This window comes from Noviherbaspirillum massiliense JC206 (assembly GCF_000312045.1).
GTDB lineage: Bacteria > Pseudomonadota > Gammaproteobacteria > Burkholderiales > Burkholderiaceae_D > Noviherbaspirillum > Noviherbaspirillum massiliense.
This window is the reverse complement of sequence record NZ_HE978634.1, coordinates 2197929-2214578: the sequence shown is the minus strand read 5'-3', so window position 1 is coordinate 2214578 and position 16650 is coordinate 2197929. Positions and strand designations below refer to the sequence as shown.

The 16650-nt window shown below is 59.1% G+C and carries 17 protein-coding genes; 8 read left to right on the top strand and 9 right to left on the bottom strand.

Features of this window, described 5'->3' with window-relative positions; all coding sequences use genetic code 11:
- Positions 1 to 27: 27 nt before the first annotated feature.
- Together HGHM_RS10865 and HGHM_RS10860 are read right to left on the bottom strand one after the other, a co-directional pair.
- Positions 28 to 657: a retropepsin-like aspartic protease family protein gene (locus HGHM_RS10865; RefSeq protein ID WP_026075921.1), complete on the bottom strand. Its 630-nt coding sequence runs from the start codon at positions 655 to 657 to the stop codon at positions 28 to 30.
- Positions 658 to 724: 67 nt separating this feature from the next.
- Entirely contained in the window at positions 725 to 1210 is a 486-nt protein-coding gene (locus HGHM_RS10860; RefSeq protein WP_019141555.1) for a YajQ family cyclic di-GMP-binding protein, read from the bottom strand.
- Positions 1211 to 1316: 106 nt separating this feature from the next.
- Between HGHM_RS10860 and murB the strand changes: the two genes are divergently transcribed.
- A complete protein-coding gene (gene murB, locus HGHM_RS10855; protein ID WP_019141554.1) occupies positions 1317 to 2339 on the top strand; it encodes a UDP-N-acetylmuramate dehydrogenase in 1023 nt (340 codons plus the stop codon).
- Positions 2340 to 2397: 58 nt separating this feature from the next.
- On the opposite strand, the gene ppnP is transcribed toward murB, so the two are convergent.
- The 6 genes from ppnP to HGHM_RS10825 form a co-directional block, all read right to left on the bottom strand.
- Positions 2398 to 2712 (bottom strand): pyrimidine/purine nucleoside phosphorylase, encoded by a 315-nt coding sequence (ppnP, locus tag HGHM_RS10850; RefSeq protein ID WP_019141553.1) that lies wholly within the window; start codon positions 2710 to 2712, stop codon positions 2398 to 2400.
- A gap of 24 nt (positions 2713 to 2736) precedes the next feature.
- Complete coding sequence (gene argG, locus HGHM_RS10845) at positions 2737 to 4074, bottom strand: argininosuccinate synthase (protein ID WP_019141552.1); 1338 nt, start codon at positions 4072 to 4074, stop codon at positions 2737 to 2739.
- Positions 4075 to 4136: 62 nt separating this feature from the next.
- Positions 4137 to 5051 (bottom strand): ornithine carbamoyltransferase, encoded by a 915-nt coding sequence (gene argF / locus HGHM_RS10840; protein ID WP_026075920.1) that lies wholly within the window; start codon positions 5049 to 5051, stop codon positions 4137 to 4139.
- Between the two features lie 106 nt (positions 5052 to 5157).
- Positions 5158 to 6042, bottom strand: coding sequence for a ribosome small subunit-dependent GTPase A (gene rsgA / locus HGHM_RS10835; protein WP_019141550.1), 885 nt, complete (start codon positions 6040 to 6042; stop codon positions 5158 to 5160).
- On the bottom strand, positions 6039 to 6395 hold the full coding sequence (locus HGHM_RS10830) for a 4a-hydroxytetrahydrobiopterin dehydratase (RefSeq protein WP_019141549.1): 357 nt from the start codon (positions 6393 to 6395) through the stop codon (positions 6039 to 6041). The genes rsgA and HGHM_RS10830 overlap by 4 nt, the downstream gene beginning before the upstream one ends.
- Positions 6396 to 6406: 11 nt before the next feature.
- Positions 6407 to 7666: a M48 family metallopeptidase gene (locus HGHM_RS10825; RefSeq protein WP_019141548.1), complete on the bottom strand. Its 1260-nt coding sequence runs from the start codon at positions 7664 to 7666 to the stop codon at positions 6407 to 6409.
- 46 nt (positions 7667 to 7712) lie between these two features.
- Between HGHM_RS10825 and orn the strand changes: the two genes are divergently transcribed.
- The 3 genes from orn (at position 7713) to HGHM_RS10810 (ending at position 10922) form a co-directional block, all read left to right on the top strand.
- A complete protein-coding gene (gene orn / locus HGHM_RS10820) occupies positions 7713 to 8300 on the top strand; it encodes an oligoribonuclease (protein ID WP_019141547.1) in 588 nt (195 codons plus the stop codon).
- Between the two features lie 125 nt (positions 8301 to 8425).
- Positions 8426 to 10093, top strand: coding sequence for a peptide chain release factor 3 (locus HGHM_RS10815; RefSeq protein ID WP_019141546.1), 1668 nt, complete (start codon positions 8426 to 8428; stop codon positions 10091 to 10093).
- 316 nt (positions 10094 to 10409) lie between these two features.
- The gene (locus HGHM_RS10810; protein ID WP_148415475.1) at positions 10410 to 10922 is read left to right on the top strand and encodes a hypothetical protein; all 513 of its coding nucleotides are present in this window, start codon (positions 10410 to 10412) and stop codon (positions 10920 to 10922) included.
- Positions 10923 to 11006: 84 nt separating this feature from the next.
- Here the strand turns inward: HGHM_RS10810 and HGHM_RS10805 are convergent, their stop codons facing one another.
- Positions 11007 to 11465, bottom strand: coding sequence for a rhodanese-like domain-containing protein (locus HGHM_RS10805; RefSeq protein WP_019141544.1), 459 nt, complete (start codon positions 11463 to 11465; stop codon positions 11007 to 11009).
- A 380-nt stretch (positions 11466 to 11845) separates the two neighbouring features.
- On the opposite strand from HGHM_RS10805, the gene glnA reads away from it, so the two are divergent.
- The 4 genes from glnA to ntrC all read left to right on the top strand — a co-directional run bounded on the left by glnA (position 11846) and on the right by ntrC (position 16617).
- Positions 11846 to 13261 carry a type I glutamate--ammonia ligase gene (gene glnA, locus HGHM_RS10800; RefSeq protein WP_019141543.1) on the top strand — a complete coding sequence of 472 codons (1416 nt, stop codon included), beginning with the start codon at positions 11846 to 11848 and terminating at the stop codon, positions 13259 to 13261.
- 165 nt (positions 13262 to 13426) lie between these two features.
- Positions 13427 to 13909, top strand: a complete 483-nt coding sequence (locus HGHM_RS10795) for a hypothetical protein (protein WP_019141542.1) — start codon at positions 13427 to 13429, stop codon at positions 13907 to 13909.
- A 56-nt stretch (positions 13910 to 13965) separates the two neighbouring features.
- Positions 13966 to 15039, top strand: a complete 1074-nt coding sequence (gene glnL, locus HGHM_RS10790) for a nitrogen regulation protein NR(II) (RefSeq protein ID WP_026075919.1) — start codon at positions 13966 to 13968, stop codon at positions 15037 to 15039.
- Positions 15040 to 15081: 42 nt separating this feature from the next.
- Positions 15082 to 16617, top strand: a complete 1536-nt coding sequence (ntrC, locus tag HGHM_RS10785) for a nitrogen regulation protein NR(I) (protein ID WP_019141540.1) — start codon at positions 15082 to 15084, stop codon at positions 16615 to 16617.
- The last annotated feature ends 33 nt before the right edge of the window (positions 16618 to 16650 follow it).

The window sequence follows — 16650 nt, the reverse complement described above, 5'->3', positions numbered from 1 at the left end:
CTCACGCCTCCTTCAAAATGGAATCACTCAGAATCGCTTGGTGAGCGTCATCTGCTCACCTTCGCGGCGCATTTCCATGCGGCTCAGGAAAGACATGCCGAGCAGGATGATGGGCAGGCCCTGTTCCTGCACCACCGCGTCGACCTGATTGAGTTCGATATCGCCTATCCGGACCGTATCGAGCTTGACGCGATAAGCGGGAACGGTGCCGTTTGCCGTATTGAGATAACCCACCTGACCCTGCTTGTACCGGATCCCGAGGCGAGTCGCATCCGATGCCGGCAGGGAAATCATGGTGGCGCCGGTATCGAGCAGCATGCGCACGCTGCCCCCGTTGATCTGTCCCTGAGCGATGTAGTGGCCCTGGGTGTCGGCCTGGAGCGTCACGCTCGCCGGCCCGTCAGAACGTCCACGGCTGACGTATTCGCCGATCCCGATGGTTTGCCGCTTGCCGTTGGCCTCGATGACCGCAGCCGAGCCGTTCACCGCGAGTAGCCGGGCGCCATCCGCGATCGTGCTGCCCACCGAATAGGTCTTTGGCGCCTTGCCGTCGACGACCAGCACTGCCTTGTTGGGAAACAGGCCGACAACGCTGATGTCTGCCGCCTGAGCGGCGCCGGCAAGGATCAAGAGAAGAGCTGCGGAATGTAGACGCATAAGACTCGAAAGGCTGTATCGGTCAGGATGAAGTACATACATTCCGCATGCTAACCGGATTCGGTTTTCAGTCGCGGAAATTGTTGAATTCCAGTGGCAAGTCCGTCACGTCCTTGCGCAGCAGGGCGATCGTCGCCTGCAAGTCATCCCGCTTCGCGCCCGTCACCCGTACCGCATCGCCCTGGATGCTGGCCTGGACCTTGATCTTGCTGTCCTTGACGAGACGGACGATCTTTTTCGCGGTGTCGGACTCGATGCCGTTCTTCACCTTGATGACCTGCTTCACCTTGTCGCCGCCGATCTTTTCGATCTTGCCCATGTCGAGGAAGCGGACATCGACATTGCGCTTGGCCATCTTGCCCGTGAGGACATCCCGCACCTGATTGAGCTGGAATTCACTGTCTGCATAGGCAGTCAGTTCGCGTTCTTTCTGCTCGACGCGCGCATCGCTGCCCTTGAAATCGAAACGGGTGGAAATCTCCTTGTTGGCCTGGTCGACGGCATTCTTCACCTCGACTGCGTTGGCTTCGGAAACAACGTCAAACGATGGCATGGTGCATTCCTTTCAACTTGCTATTCGAGTAACGGGCCATTCTAGCGGACAAAAAAGCGGGTGACTAGGCATGCCCGGCAGGGCGGTGGCATATAATCCCTGCGCTATGAAGCTTCCGATCCGACACGATTATCCTTTGCGTCCTCACAATACCTTCGGCATCGATGCGAAGGCACATGCCTACCTGCAGGTAACGTCTGCCGACATGCTGCCTCATGTCAGGAACAGCGAAGCATTGGCGGGGCTGCCGCGCCTGGTTCTCGGCGGCGGGAGCAACATCCTGCTGACGAAGGATTTCTCGGGCCTGGTGCTTCACATGTGCAGCCAGGGCATCGATGTCGTTGGAGAAGATGACGACTCGACATACGTGCGCGCCGCAGCTGGCGAAAACTGGCATCGCTTCGTGCAATGGACGCTGGAACGGGGATTGGGCGGACTGGAAAACCTGTCATTGATACCGGGCAGCGTTGGCGCCGCGCCGATTCAGAACATTGGTGCCTACGGCGTGGAAGTCCGCGATTGCTTTTTTGAACTGACGGCCTTCGATTTCGAGTCCGGCGAAATCATCCGGCTCGACAAGGCCATCTGCGCCTTCGGCTATCGCGACAGCATCTTCAAGCATGCGCTGCGCGAGCGCGCGGTGATCCTCGATGTCACTTTCGCATTGCCGAAGCGCTGGAAGCCGAACCTGCGCTATGCCGACGTGGAGCGGGAAATCGCCGCGCGCGGCATCGCATCGCCGACACCGCGGGACGTCAGCGATGCGGTGATCGCCATCCGTACCCGCAAGCTGCCGGATCCATCCGTGGTCGGCAATGCGGGCAGCTTTTTCAAGAATCCAGTGGTCTCGTCCCGGCAGTGCGACGCGCTATCGGAGCGCTATCCGCAACTCGTCAGCTATCCGCAACCGGACGGCAGTTTCAAGCTGGCAGCCGGCTGGCTCATTGACCAGTGCGGCTGGAAGGGCAAAAGCCTGGGAGCCGCTGGCGTGTATGAAAGGCAGGCTCTGGTTCTGGTGAATAGGGGAGGCGCCAGCGGGCAGGAGATTGCGCAGCTTGCAGCGCGCATACAGGCGGATGTGAAGGAACGCTTCGGCGTCGTGCTGGAGCCGGAACCGGTCTTCATATGAAAAAACGGCCGCAACGGCCGTTTTTTTTCACATCATCGCGCGGCTTCGTATGCGCACTTCAACCGAAGTGGCATACGTAATCCAGCGTTTCCAGCGTCTCGATATCGAAGCTGGAATTGCCCGCCACTTCAAAGCGCTGGCCGCCTTCGTACGTCTTCCATTCAGTCTGGCCTTTCAGGCGAATGCGGCACTTGCCGGCATTCAGTTCCATGATTTCCGGCGCGCCAGTATTGAAGGTCAGCGAAGACGGGAAAATCACGCCAAGGGTTTTTTTCGTGCCGTCGGCAAACAGGACGGTGTGCGAAACGCACTTGCCGTCGAAGTAGATGTTGGCTTTCTTGACGACGGAAACGTTGTCGAATTGTGTGGTCATGATGTCGAGTTCGATGTTGAGGAATTATTTGTCGCTGTCCTTGCCGAGGCGCGGCAGAGCAACCGACGGATTTGCGGAGAGCAGGCCGGCCTTGCCGTAGATGCCGAGCTTGTCACGCGTGTCGGTGATGTCGAGGTTGCGCATCGTCAGCTGGCCGATGCGGTCCTGCGGCGAGAATGCGCCTTCGCCTTTTTCCATCGTCAGGCGTTCCGGATGGTAGGTCAGGTTGGGTGAATCGGTGTTCAGGATCGAGTAGTCGTTTCCGCGACGCAGTTCCAGCGTGACTTCGCCGGTGATTGCGCGCGCGACCCAGCGCTGCGAGGCTTCGCGCAGCATGATCGCCTGCGGATCGAACCAGCGGCCCTGGTACAGCAGGCGTCCGAGCTTGCGGCCGTTTTCGCGGTATTGCTCGATCGTGTCTTCATTGTGGATGCCGGTGACCAGGCGCTCGTACGCGATGAACAACAGCGCGAGTCCGGGAGCTTCGTAGATGCCGCGGCTCTTCGCTTCAATGATGCGGTTTTCAATCTGGTCGCTCATGCCGAGGCCATGACGGCCGCCGATGCGATTTGCTTCCATCATCAGGTCGACTGCATTGGCAAAGGTGATGCCATTCAGTGCAACCGGGCGTCCTTCCTCGAAACGCACGGTGACTTCCTCGCGCTTGACTTCGACATCGTCGCGCCAGAAGGCTACGCCCATGATCGGTTCCACGATCTTCATGCCGCTGTTCAGGTGTTCGAGGTCTTTCGCCTCGTGCGTCGCGCCGAGCATGTTGGAGTCGGTGGAGTAGGCCTTCTCGACCGACATCTTGTAGTCAAAGCCGGACTTGAGCAGGAACTCCGACATTTCCTTGCGTCCGCCGAGTTCCTGGATGAATTGCTGATCGAGCCAGGGCTTGTAGATTTTCAGCGCCGGGTTGACCAGCAGGCCGTAGCGATAGAAGCGCTCGATGTCGTTGCCCTTGAAGGTACTGCCGTCGCCCCAGATGTTCACCTGGTCTTCCTGCATCGCAGCGACCAGCATGGTGCCGGTAACGGCACGGCCCAGCGGCGTGGTGTTGAAATACGTGTTGCCGGCGGTCGAAATGTGGAAGGCGCCGCTCTGCAGTGCGGCGATGCCTTCTGCGACAAGCTGTTCACGGCAGTCGATCAGGCGTGCTTGCTCGGCGCCGTACAGTTTGGCTTTCTTCGGAATCTCGTTGTAATCGGATTCGTCGGGCTGGCCAAGGTTGGCAGTGTAGGCGTACGGGATCGCGCCTTTCTGGCGCATCCAGTGGAGTGCTGCACTGGTATCAAGCCCGCCGGAAAAGGCGATGCCCACTTTTTGATTGACAGGAACGGACTGGAGAATGGTCGACATGATTTCTGCTTCGCGTGCTTGAGATGATGGTTAAGACGATGAGGAACGGGGCGCTTCGATGATCAATCGACCTTGCCCAGGACCAGGTATTCGAGCAGTGCCTTCTGGACGTGCAAGCGATTTTCCGCTTCGTCCCATACCACGGACTGCGGGCCGTCGATCACTTCGGCGGCCACTTCTTCGCCGCGATGGGCGGGCAGGCAGTGCATGAACAAGGCATCCGGATGGGCGCGCTTCATTTTCTCGCCATCCACGATCCAGCCGGCGAAAGCTTTCATGCGCACCGCGTTTTCTTCCTCGTAGCCCATGCTGGTCCAGACGTCGGTGGTGACCAGGTCGGCGCCGACGCAGGCATCCGAAGGATTGACGAAGGTGGTGTAGTGATTGTTGTCCGGCGCCACCAGCGTCGGGTCGATCTCGTAGCGCTTGGGCGTGGACACGTTGACGTGGAAGCCGAACACCTGTGCCGCCTGCAGCCAGGAGTACAGCATGTTGTTGGCGTCGCCCACCCAGGCCACGGTCTTGCCGGCGATCGAGCCGCGATGCTCGATATAGGTATAGATATCGGCCAGCACCTGGCAGGGATGGTGTTCATTGGTCAGGCCGTTGATCACCGGAACCCGGGAATGCGCGGCAAAACGGTCGATGATTTCCTGTCCAAAGGTGCGAATCATGATGATGTCGCACATGCGCGAAATCACCTGGGCCGCATCTTCGACCGGCTCGCCCCGTCCCAGCTGGCTGTCGCGGGTATTGAGGTAAATCGCCGCGCCGCCGAGCTGGTGCATGCCTGCTTCGAAGGACAGGCGGGTACGGGTGGAATTCTTTTCGAAGACCATCACCAGCGTACGATCTGCCAGCGGATGGTACGGTTCGTAATTCTTGAACTTGCGCTTGATGATGCGTGTGCGTTCGATCACATGTTCGAACTCGGCAAGCGTGAAGTCGGAGAATTGGAGGAAGTGTTTGATTGCCATAAATGGAAACGGCGGCCCGGTCGCCGCCGCCGAAATTTGCAAGCCATTCAATTATAAGAGATTTTTGGTCAGAATAGCCAAACCGCCGGGAATGCGCCGGTACGGCTCAGTACAGCTTCTGCGACGATTCGTGCACCAGCTGCCGGTACAGGGCGTGGCGCATCGGCGAAATCTCGCCGGCATCGACCGCCGCCAGGATGGCGCATCCCGGCTCAGTCTGGTGATGGCAGTTGTAAAACCGGCATTTGCCCAGATGCGGCCTGAAATCGCGGAATGCACGTTCCAGCATGCCTTCGCTCAGGTGGTACAGGCCGAATTCCTGGAAGCCCGGCGAGTCGATCACGCTCGTATCATCGTTGATCTGGTAGAGCCGGGTAAAGGTGGTGGTGTGCTTGCCCGAATCGAGCGCCGCCGAGATTTCCCGGGTGGCGATATCCGCATCCGGCACCAGGAGATTGATCAGCGAGGATTTGCCCATGCCCGACTGGCCGATCAGGATGGTCGACTCGCCCTGCAGCAGCGGTTCGAGCACTGCGCGCGTGGTTTCCGGTGCGGCAAGCGCCGAAACTTCGTGCACCGGGTAACCGAGCGCAGCATACAAGTCCAGCCGTTGCCGGGTGCGCTCCAGTGCATGGCTGACATCGATCTTGTTGAGCACGAGATGCGCCGCGATGCCGGCCGCCTCGGCAGCGACCAGGGCACGCGATACCAGATCGTCGGAAAAGCCCGGTTCGGTTGCCACCACGATGAACAGCTGGGTGACATTGGCCGCGAGCAACTTGGATTTGTACTGGTCCGAGCGGTAGAGCAGGGTCTTGCGCTCCCCGATGGATTCGATCACGCCCTGGTCGGGGGAAGTCTGCTTCAGGTCGACGGCATCGCCGACTGCGACATCGCTCTTCTTGCCCCGGGTAACGCACTGCAGCCGGATGTCGGCGCATTGGACCAGATAATGGCGGCCATGTGCCGCGATCACGATACCCCGCATCATCCCTGATGCCGGCCTTGCTGGTACACCGCGTCGACCTTGGCGGCGCAGATGAAGTCGTTTTCAGAAATGCCGCCGCGGCCGCCGTTGACGGAATGGGTGTCGAATTTCACGATGCAGCGGTTGTAGGTGACGGTCAGATCGGGATGATGGTCCTCGGCATGGATGAGCCAGGCGATCGCATTGACGAAGGCGATGGTCTCGTAATAATTCGCGAACGAATACGTCTTTGCTACCTTGCCTTCCTGCAGCGCCCAGCCGGGAACGGCGGCGAGGTGCTGCGCAATTTCCGTGTCGCTCAAGCCGGTATCGAGATGCCGGCATCTCTTCTGGAGCAGTTCATTCGTAGTCACCATGGCAATCACCTCTATCGTGCGGCAAGCAGGTGATGGATCCGCACGCTGGCAGGCGGGTGCGAATCGTAGAAGGCGGAATGGATCGGGTCCGGCGTCAGGGTCGACGCATTGTCTTCGTACAGCTTCACCAGCGCCGACACCAGGTTATGGGCATCGGTGTGGCGGGCCGCGAAGGCATCCGCCTCGAACTCATGCTTGCGCGATGTGATCGAAGTCAGCGGGGAGAGCAGGAAAGTGAATACGGGCAAAGTCAGCGTGAACAGGATCAGCGCCATGGCATCGTTGCTTCCGCTCAGCAGGGGATCGACCCCCAGTCCGGTGAAGAACCACGTTTGGGTCTTCAGGAAGCCGAGCAGGGCGAGCAGGCCGAGCGACACGGCGAACATGACGACGATGCGCTTGATGATGTGCTTGAGCTTGAAGTGCCCGAGTTCATGGGCGAGCACCGCCTCGATTTCTTCCGGTGCCAGGCGCGCCAGCAGGGTGTCGAAAAACACGATGCGCTTGGCGGCACCGAAGCCGGAAAAATACGCATTGCCATGTGCGCTGCGCTTGGAGCCGTCCATCACGAACAAACCCTTGGAGGCAAATCCGACGCGCCGCATCAGGCCCTCGATCCGGGCGCGCAGGCTGTCATCGGCAAGCGGCGTGAACTTGTTGAACAGGGGCGCGATGACGGTTGGGTAAATCACCAGCATCAGCAGCTGGAAGCCGGTCCAGACCAGCCACGCATACAGCCACCACAGGTCGCCGGATTTCTCCATCAGTGTCAGGATGACCCAGACCAGCGGCAATCCGATGGCGGCGCCGAGCACGGCGCCCTTCAGCATGTCGGTGAAGAACAGGCGGCGCGTCATCTTGTTGAAGCCGAATTTCTCTTCAAGGATGAATTGGCGGTAATAGTCGAAGGGGAGATCGATCACGGAAGTGATGACCGCGTAGGCGGCCAGCAGGGCGATCTGGTAGGTCATGCCGGGGCCGGTAATGCCGAGCAGGGTGGTGGACAGCAGTTGCAGGCCACCCAGCAGCGTGAACCCGATCAGAACGGCGGTATGGACAAGCAATTCCAGCAAGCCGAGCTTGGTTTTCGCGACGGTGTAGTCGGCCGCCTTCTGGTGCGCATCCAGCGGAATCCTGTCCGCAAATTCCGCAGGCACCGCATGCCGGTGGGCGAGAACATGCCGGATGTGGCGTGAAGCGAGCCAGAAGCGGACCAGCAGGGTGAGGGCGAGGAAGGCAACAAACAAAAGCGAAAACGCGAGTGAATACATTCTATGCCTGTGAGAAAATGGCGGATTCGAATACGGAAAACAAATTATGTCACAAGCCAATCCATCCCATTCCCCGGCCCAGGCGCCTGTGCGGCCGAATGAATTCAATCTCGTGTGGGTCGACATGGAAATGACCGGACTCGATCCGGACAAGGACCGCATTATCGAAGTGGCAGTGGTTGTCACTGATTCCGAATTGAATGTGCTGGCCGAAGGACCGGTGTTTGCCATCCATCAGCCGGATGAAATTCTCGACGGCATGGATGCCTGGAACAAGGGCACGCATGGCAGGTCAGGCTTGATTGATCGGGTAAAGGCCTCATCTGTAACCGAGGCGGATGCCGAAGCGGCATTGCTCGATTTTCTGAAGCAATATGTGCCTGCCGGAAAATCACCGATGTGCGGCAATTCGATCTGTCAGGACCGCCGCTTCATGGCGCGTGGCATGCCGAAGCTGGAAGCGTTTTTCCACTATCGCAACCTGGACGTTTCGACGCTAAAGGAATTGTGCAAGCGCTGGAAGCCGGAAGTCGCTGCAGGCTTCAAGAAGCACCAGATGCACACGGCACTGGCGGACATCGTCGAGTCGATCGAAGAGCTGCGCTATTACCGCGAGCATTTCATCAAGGCTTGAAGCAGAATCGCCGCGGCTCGTCCGGCGGCCGCTTGCAAGATGCCAATGCGGCACGAGACCATTCCCGGATGATGTAATTTTCACGCCCCGTCATCGGGGCTTACTACTTTTTGCAAGACGCCATTATGTCAGCAGCACCCGAACTTCCCTCGACCGAAACTCCCGATGCCGCTCCGGCCGTGCGCGCCGGTTCCGGCGATGCGATTGCGCGCGAAGTCGCACGTCGGCGCACCTTCGGCATCATTTCGCACCCGGACGCCGGCAAGACGACCCTGACGGAAAAGCTGCTGCTGTTCTCAGGCGCGATCCAGCTTGCCGGTACGGTCAAGGCGCGCAAGAGCGGCAGGCATGCGACGTCCGACTGGATGGAGATCGAAAAGCAGCGCGGCATTTCGGTTGCCAGTTCGGTCATGCAGTTCGAGTACCGTGATCACGTCGTCAACCTGCTCGACACGCCGGGCCACCAGGATTTTTCGGAAGACACTTACCGCGTGCTGACTGCGGTCGACTCCGCGCTGATGGTGATCGACGCCGCCAAGGGCGTGGAAGAGCAGACCATCAAGCTGCTCAACGTCTGCCGCATGCGCGATACGCCCATCCTGACCTTCATGAACAAGATGGACCGCGAAACCCGCGATCCGCTGGAACTGCTCGATGAAGTCGAGTCGGTGCTGAAGATCCAGTGCGCGCCGGTCACATGGCCGATCGGCATGGGCAAGAGTTTCCGCGGCGTGTATCACCTTCTGCGCGACGAGATCCTGCTGTTCACGCCGGGCGAGGAGCGGGCCGACCAGGAATTCGAAGTCGTCAAGGGTATCGACAATCCGAAGCTGGCAGAGATGTTCCCCCTCGAGATGGAACAGCTCAAGATGGAAGTCGAACTGGTCCATGGCGCATCCCATCCCTTCGACCTCGATGCCTTCCTTGCAGGCACGCAGACGCCGGTGTTCTTCGGTTCGGCGATCAACAACTTCGGCGTGCGTGAAATCCTGAACGCCTTGCTGGATTGGGCGCCGGCCCCGCGTCCGCGCGATGCAACTGTACGTGCGGTGGAGCCGACGGAAGCGCCATTCTCCGGATTCGTGTTCAAGATCCAGGCCAATATGGACCCGGCGCACCGCGACCGCATCGCCTTCCTACGGGTGTGTTCCGGGCGCTTCGAGCGCGGCATGAAAATCAAGCATCTGCGACTGAACCGTGAAATCAAGGTGTCGTCCGTCGTCACCTTCATGGCGTCCAGCCGTGAGCAGGTGGAAGAGGCCTATGCCGGCGACATCATCGGATTGCCCAATCACGGCAACATGCAGATCGGCGACAGTTTTTCGGAAGGAGAGTTGTTGCAGTTCACAGGCATTCCCTATTTCGCGCCGGACTTTTTCCGTTCGGTACGCATCCGCAATCCGCTCAAGATCAAGCAATTGCACAAAGGCTTGCAGCAGCTCGGCGAAGAGGGTGCGGTGCAGGTCTTCAAGCCGGTGCACGGCAGCGACCTGATCCTCGGCGCAGTCGGTGTACTGCAGTTCGAAGTGGTGGCGAGCCGCCTGATGAACGAATACGGAGTCGATGCGGTGTTCGAAGGCACCAGCATCAGCAGCGCGCGCTGGATCTCGTGCGAAGACAAGCGCATGCTCGCCGACTTCGAAAAGTCGTCGGCCGGTGCCAATCTTGCACATGATGCCGCAGGCAATCTTGCCTATCTTGCGACTTCGGGCGTCAACCTGAAACTGACCCAGGAACGCTGGCCGAACATCACCTTCCACACCACGCGGGAGCATGCGGCGAAACTCGATTGACGCCGCAAATGACGCGCGCTGCGACCAGGCTTGAATAGTTGCAGCGCGCCATACTTCATCTCTTGTTTTTTGCATTCAGGCATGGATTGTCCGCCAGTAAATTGGATCTTGGCGGCCTTTGCGTGAAATCAAACGGCGCATGGCGCCGCCTCCTATACTCCTTCAACATTTTTTCGCCACTGTGCATTCCCGGCGGCTGATCAAGCTGCTGCGGGTCATCGTTTATTCATTGCACTCATGGAAAGAAGGAGTCCGCGTGCTGACCGCGACCTATTCTCTGGTAGCCATTACCAATGAACACAAAGCTACAAAAAACATGCTTGGCAAACTCCAGCAGGGAATCCGGAACATTCTGGAAAAGCTGCCGAAAGTGGATCTTCCCCTGATGAAAGCGATCATGAACAAGCTGGTCCAATTCGACCAGCATTGCCGCAATCGCAAGGTCGAAGTGCATCTGCTGCCCGCAATCCGGACAAAGGCCGTTACTGTGCCTCTGCTGGCCGAACTGGACTTCCTTGCTGCCGCCGCAAGTGACCTCCTCGCCTGGGCACACGGCAAGCTGTCGGGCATGGGTCACGACATGGCTGAAAGCGCCAGGGAAGTTTGCCTGTCCATGCAGGTCTATTGCCGGAAAATGCTGGAAAGGCTGGCAAGGGAAGAGGAGCATTTGTTTCCCCTGGCGGAACGCCTGTTGTCGATGGATGAATGGTTCGCAATGGCTGCCAAATTCCTCTCCGAGGACGCAATGGCCCGCCAGCGACGGCGCGATGCGTCACATGCCCAGTTCATGACGCAAGGCAGCACCTCCTCGCATGCCCCAGCTCTTTGAGGAGGATATTCCTGTGCGCTTGGAGTGGCGGTTTTCGGCTGGTGCCGTGTTCCTTGCGTGAATTGCGCGGCACTTGGAGCCAGCTCAGGCTCCGATCCATGGCAGGCCGGCCTTGCACCAGCCCGCAACCGTCTTGCGATGGCCTTCCGCATCCTTGTCGCCTTCAAAGCCTTCCAGGATGTCGAAGCAGTTGGCGTAGCCGTTTTCCGTCGCGAGCTTGGCTGCATGCCGTGAACGCACGCCGGATCGGCACAGGAACATCAGCACCGTGTCCTTGCGCGCCACCTGATCAAGCTGCGCCAGGAAATCAGGATTCTGCATCCCTCCCGGATAGAGGTTCCACTGTATCGCGGCGTGCTGGCCCTCGGGAATCGCAACCCGTCCTACCCAGTCGCGTTCGGCATTGGTACGCACGTCGACCAGTTTCGCTTCCGGATTTTGCCGCAGCAGCTCGTAGGCTTCCTGCGGCGTGACTGCGCCGGCATAGGGTAGTTGCTTTTCGCTGGCGCGCTGGCGTGCGGTCGAAAGAATGTCTTTGCTCATGTTCGTTCCCGATTGTTAACTGTTGGACGAGATGCGGCAGATTTCAACCTGCGCACAATATTGGTGCAAATTCTGTCGAATAAAATATGCAACGCCCCAAAATGGTGCTCAAATCCCCAGATGCACATTTTTGGTGATGCATGGTCTTGCCTGTTATCATCCTTGTGCTTTGAAAGCAGCTTATTTCATTCGATTTTCCGGTTTTAGTAAGGGCAGGCAAATTTGCCGGCGGTAAATTTGCTGGCACGGAACCTGCTAAGAATGCCTTCCGAGTTCTGGTCGTACTTCGTCTTGTAGCGCTTCGCACGATACGCCGCACGCAGTCGGCTCACAACCAAACCGCAAAATTCTGTAGTACCTGCATATTTTAGGAGATTCGCATGGCAACGACGGCCGCAGAAGTGTTGAAGATGGCGAAAGAAAACGAAGTCAAATTCGTTGACTTCCGTTTTGCTGATACCCGGGGCAAGGAGCAGCACGTGACTGTTCCCGTTTCTCAATTTAACATGGACAAATTCGAGTCCGGCCATGCATTCGACGGCTCCTCGATCGCCGGCTGGAAGGGCATCGAAGCATCCGACATGCTTCTGATGCCGGACCCGAATACCGCCCGGATCGACCCCTTCATGGAAGAGACCACACTGTTCATGCAGTGCGACGTGATCGAGCCTTCCGATGGCAAGGGCTACGACCGCGACCCGCGTTCGATCGCCAAGCGCGCCGAAGCCTACCTGAAGTCCTCCGGCCTGGGCGACACCGCCTACTTCGGTCCGGAACCCGAATTCTTCATCTTCGACAGCGTGCGCTGGAAGGTCGACATGTCCGGCTGCTTCGTGAAGATCAATTCCGAAGAAGCTTCCTGGACCACCGGCAAGGACATCGAAGGCGGCAACAGTGGCCACCGTCCGACCGTCAAGGGCGGCTATTTCCCGGTTCCCCCGGTCGACAGCTTCCAGGACATGCGTTCGGAAATGTGCCTGATCCTCGAAGCCTTGGGCATCCCGGTCGAAGTGCACCACCACGAAGTGGCGGGCGCCGGCCAGAATGAAATCGGCACCAAGTTCTCCACCCTGGTGGAACGTGCCGACTGGACCCAGAACATGAAATACGTGATCTGGAACGTCGCCCACACTTATGGCAAGACTGTCACCTTCATGCCAAAGCCCATCGTTGGCGACAACGGCTCCGGCATGCACGTGCACCAGTCGGTCTGGAAGGATGGCAAGAACCTGTTCGCGGGTGACGGCTATGCCGGCCTGTCCGAATTCGCGCTGTACTACATCGGCGGCATCATCAAGCATGCCCGCGCGCTGAATGCGATCACCAATCCGGGCACCAACTCATACAAGCGTCTGGTGCCAGGTTTCGAAGCACCGGTGAAGCTGGCTTATTCGGCCAAGAACCGTTCTGCCTCGATCCGCATTCCGCACGTGGCCAATCCGAAGGGACGCCGCGTCGAAGCACGTTTCCCGGATCCGCTCTCCAATCCTTACCTGTGCTTCTCGGCCTTGCTGATGGCCGGTCTGGATGGCGTGCAGAACAAGATCCACCCGGGAGAAGCTGCAACCAAGGACTTGTACCACCTGCCGCCGGAAGAAGATGCGAAGATCCCGACCGTGTGCTCCTCGCTTGAGCAAGCGCTCGAGTACCTGGACAAGGATCGCGAGTTCCTGACCCGCGGCGGCGTGTTCAGCAACACCATGATCGACGCCTACCTCGAACTGAAAATGCAGGAAGTACAACGCTTCCGCATGACGACCCATCCGATCGAGTTCGACATGTATTACTCCCTGTAAGGGGGAGCCTGCCAGCAGGCAGATAAAACGGGGAAAGCAGGCGCTTTCCCCGTTTTTGTTTGCAGAACTGTTGTGCCGACTCCGGGTTCCGGCTCTTGTCGTTTGTAAAGCCTTGATTCTTATCCTAAACTATAGGCGCCTCCATAGTTTCCTAAAAGAAATCTCATGAAACAATATCTCTCCGGACTGCTCTTGCTTGCTGCCGCAACCGGCCATGTCTACGCTCAGAGCGAGGTGTACCTCTGCGTCGATGAAAGCGGCAAGAAGGAGTACAAGAATACCGGCGCCACCAAGGGCTGCAAAAAAGTCGATTTGCCGAGCATTACCATGATTACGGCGCCGAAGAGGCCCGCTGTCCAGGCTGCGGCAAAGCCCGCATCTTCCCCGTCGGACTTCCCGAAAGTGGACGGGAATGCCCAGAAGACGCGCGACAATGATCGCAGGCAGATCCTGCTTGACGAGATGAAGGCCGAGGAACAAAAGCTCGCCAACCTGCAGAAAGAATTCAATAACGGCGAACCGGAGCGCCGCGGCGACGAGCGCAATTACGCAAAGTACCAGGAACGGACGGAAACGATGAAGGAAGACATCAGCCGTACCGAAAAGAATATCGAAGCGTTGAGGCGCGAACTGGCTAATCTAAAATAGGGTTGCGCTTGCTTGTGAAAGGCCGCGTGAAGCGGCCTTTGTTTTTTGAGGCTTCCATGAAAACACCACTTCCTCCCCTGGATGGCCTGGATCTGCTTTCGTCGGCAGTCCTTATCCTCGATGCTCAAAGCCGCATCGCCTTCGTCAATGCTGCCGCGGAAAATCTTCTCGAAAGCTCATCGAAGGTGTTGGCCAACCAGAAACTGGACGCCTTGTTTCTCAATGGTGACGAGCTGGCGGCGGCCTACAAGCAGGCCGTCGGCTACCAGTTTGCCGACAAGCGGCTCGACTTGACGCTGGAGCGACCGGGGCGCGACCCGCTGCATGTGCATGTGATCGTCACGGCGCTCGACAATTCCGAGCGGCCGGTCCTGATCGAGCTGCGCGAAAACGTGCAGCAGCTGAAGACGGATCGCGAAGAGCGCCTGCTGGACCAGAGCCAGGCCAACAAGGAATTGATCCGAAACCTGGCGCATGAGATCAAGAATCCCCTGGGAGGCATACGCGGCGCCGCGCAACTGCTCGAGCTCGAACTGCCGCAACGGCATGCGAAGGAGCTGCGCGAATATACGCAAGTGATCATCAAGGAGGCTGACCGTCTGCAGACGCTGGTGGACCGGCTGCTGGCGCCACACAAGCGGCCCCATATCGTCGGCGACGTGAACATCCACGAGGTATGCGAGCGGGTGCGCAGTCTGATTGTCGCCGAGTTTCCGCACGGCCTGACGATCCGGCGCGACTATGACTTGTCGGTGCCGGAGCTGCGCGGCGACAAGGAGCAGCTGATCCAGGCGGTGCTGAACATTGCCCAGAATGCCGCGCATGCACTGACGGAACGTATCGAGGCCGGCGATGCCGTGCTCACTTTTCAGACCCGCGTGGCCCGCCAGGTCACGATTGCAAAGGTGCGTTACAAGCTGGCATTGGACTTGCATATCATCGACAACGGACCGGGCATTCCGGCCGAGATCCGGGACCGCATTTTCTATCCGCTGGTATCGGGACGGGAGGGCGGAAGCGGCCTGGGGTTGACGCTGGCGCAAACCTTCGTGCAGCAGCACATGGGCATGATCGAATGCGAGAGTCGCCCCGGATACACGGACTTCAGGTTGCTGATACCGCTGCCTTGAGCGACGGACTGAAGCGCCGCTCGAATATGACTTGGAACACGAATGAAGCCGATCTGGATTGTTGACGACGACGAATCGATACGCTGGGTGCTCGAGAAGGCGCTGGCGCGCGAAAACCTGGCCACCACCAGCTTTTCCAATGCACGCGATGCGATGGATGCACTGCAAAAGGGCACGCCCCAGGTGCTGGTTTCCGATATCCGCATGCCGGGTGACTCGGGCCTCGAGCTGCTGAAGGCTGTGAAGGCGAAACATCCCGGTTTGCCGGTCATTATCATCACCGCCTTTTCCGACCTTGATTCCGCAGTGGCGGCTTTCCAGGGCGGCGCCTTCGAATACCTGGCAAAACCCTTCGACGTCGACAAGGCGGTGGAACTAATACGACGGGCATTAGATGAAAGCCTGCGCGAGGCGGAGGTCGAACAGGCAGCCGCGGACACGCCGGAAATCCTCGGGCAGGCGCCTGCCATGCAGGACGTGTTCCGCGCCATCGGCCGCCTGTCGCAATCGAATGTCACTGTGCTCATCACCGGTGAGTCCGGTACCGGCAAGGAGCTGGTGGCGCGGGCGCTGCACAGGCACAGTCCGCGTGCCGGGCAGCCTTATATCGCCCTGAACACCGCAGCAATTCCCAAGGACCTGCTCGAGTCCGAGCTGTTCGGTCATGAGCGCGGCGCATTCACCGGCGCCCAGGCGACGCGCCGCGGCCGCTTCGAGCAGGCCGAGAACGGCACGCTGTTCCTGGACGAGATCGGCGACATGCCTTTCGACTTGCAGACGCGGCTCCTGCGTGTGCTGTCGGACGGCCATTTCTATCGCGTCGGCGGCCATCAGCCGCTGAAAGCGAACGTGCGCGTGATCGCAGCGACTCATCAGAACTTGGAGCAGCGGGTCCGCGAAGGATTGTTCCGCGAAGACTTGTATCACCGTCTGAACGTGATCCGCCTGCGGTTGCCCAGCCTGCGCGAGCGGCGTGAAGACATCCCGCTCCTGACACGGCACTTCCTCGCACAAAGCGCGAAGCAGCTCGGCGTCGAAGCCAAGCGGATGTCCGACAGTGCGATGCAATTCCTTTCCAGCCTCGATTTCCCGGGCAATGTGCGCCAGCTCGAAAACCTGTGCAACTGGATCACCGTGATGGCGCCCGGGCAAACCGTGGAAATCAAGGATTTGCCGCCCGACCTGACGCATGGGGAATCCCTGCCTGCGGCATCTGCGGCGGCAGTCACTGTGCTGGTGCCAGTACCGGCCATTGCGCATTCGGACAATGCGACACAAGGCGCAGGAAATGGCGCAGTGCATGCGCCGTCATCCGCCTCGCTCGCGCAAGACAACGACTCCGTCGACGCGGAAAACTGGATCACGCTGCTGGAAAGCGAGGCGGCGCACATGCTTGCCCTTGGTCAGCCGGAGGTAATGGATGCGCTCGGCCGGCAGTTCGAATCAGCGCTGATCAAGGTGGCGCTGAAGCATACTCACGGACGCAAGAATGATGCGGCGATCCGGCTCGGTATCGGCCGCAACACCATCACACGGAAAATCCAGGAGCTGGGAATCGACGGCGCGAAGGACGATTAGCCGAGGATGTGCCTGCCGCGAGTCGGCAGACCG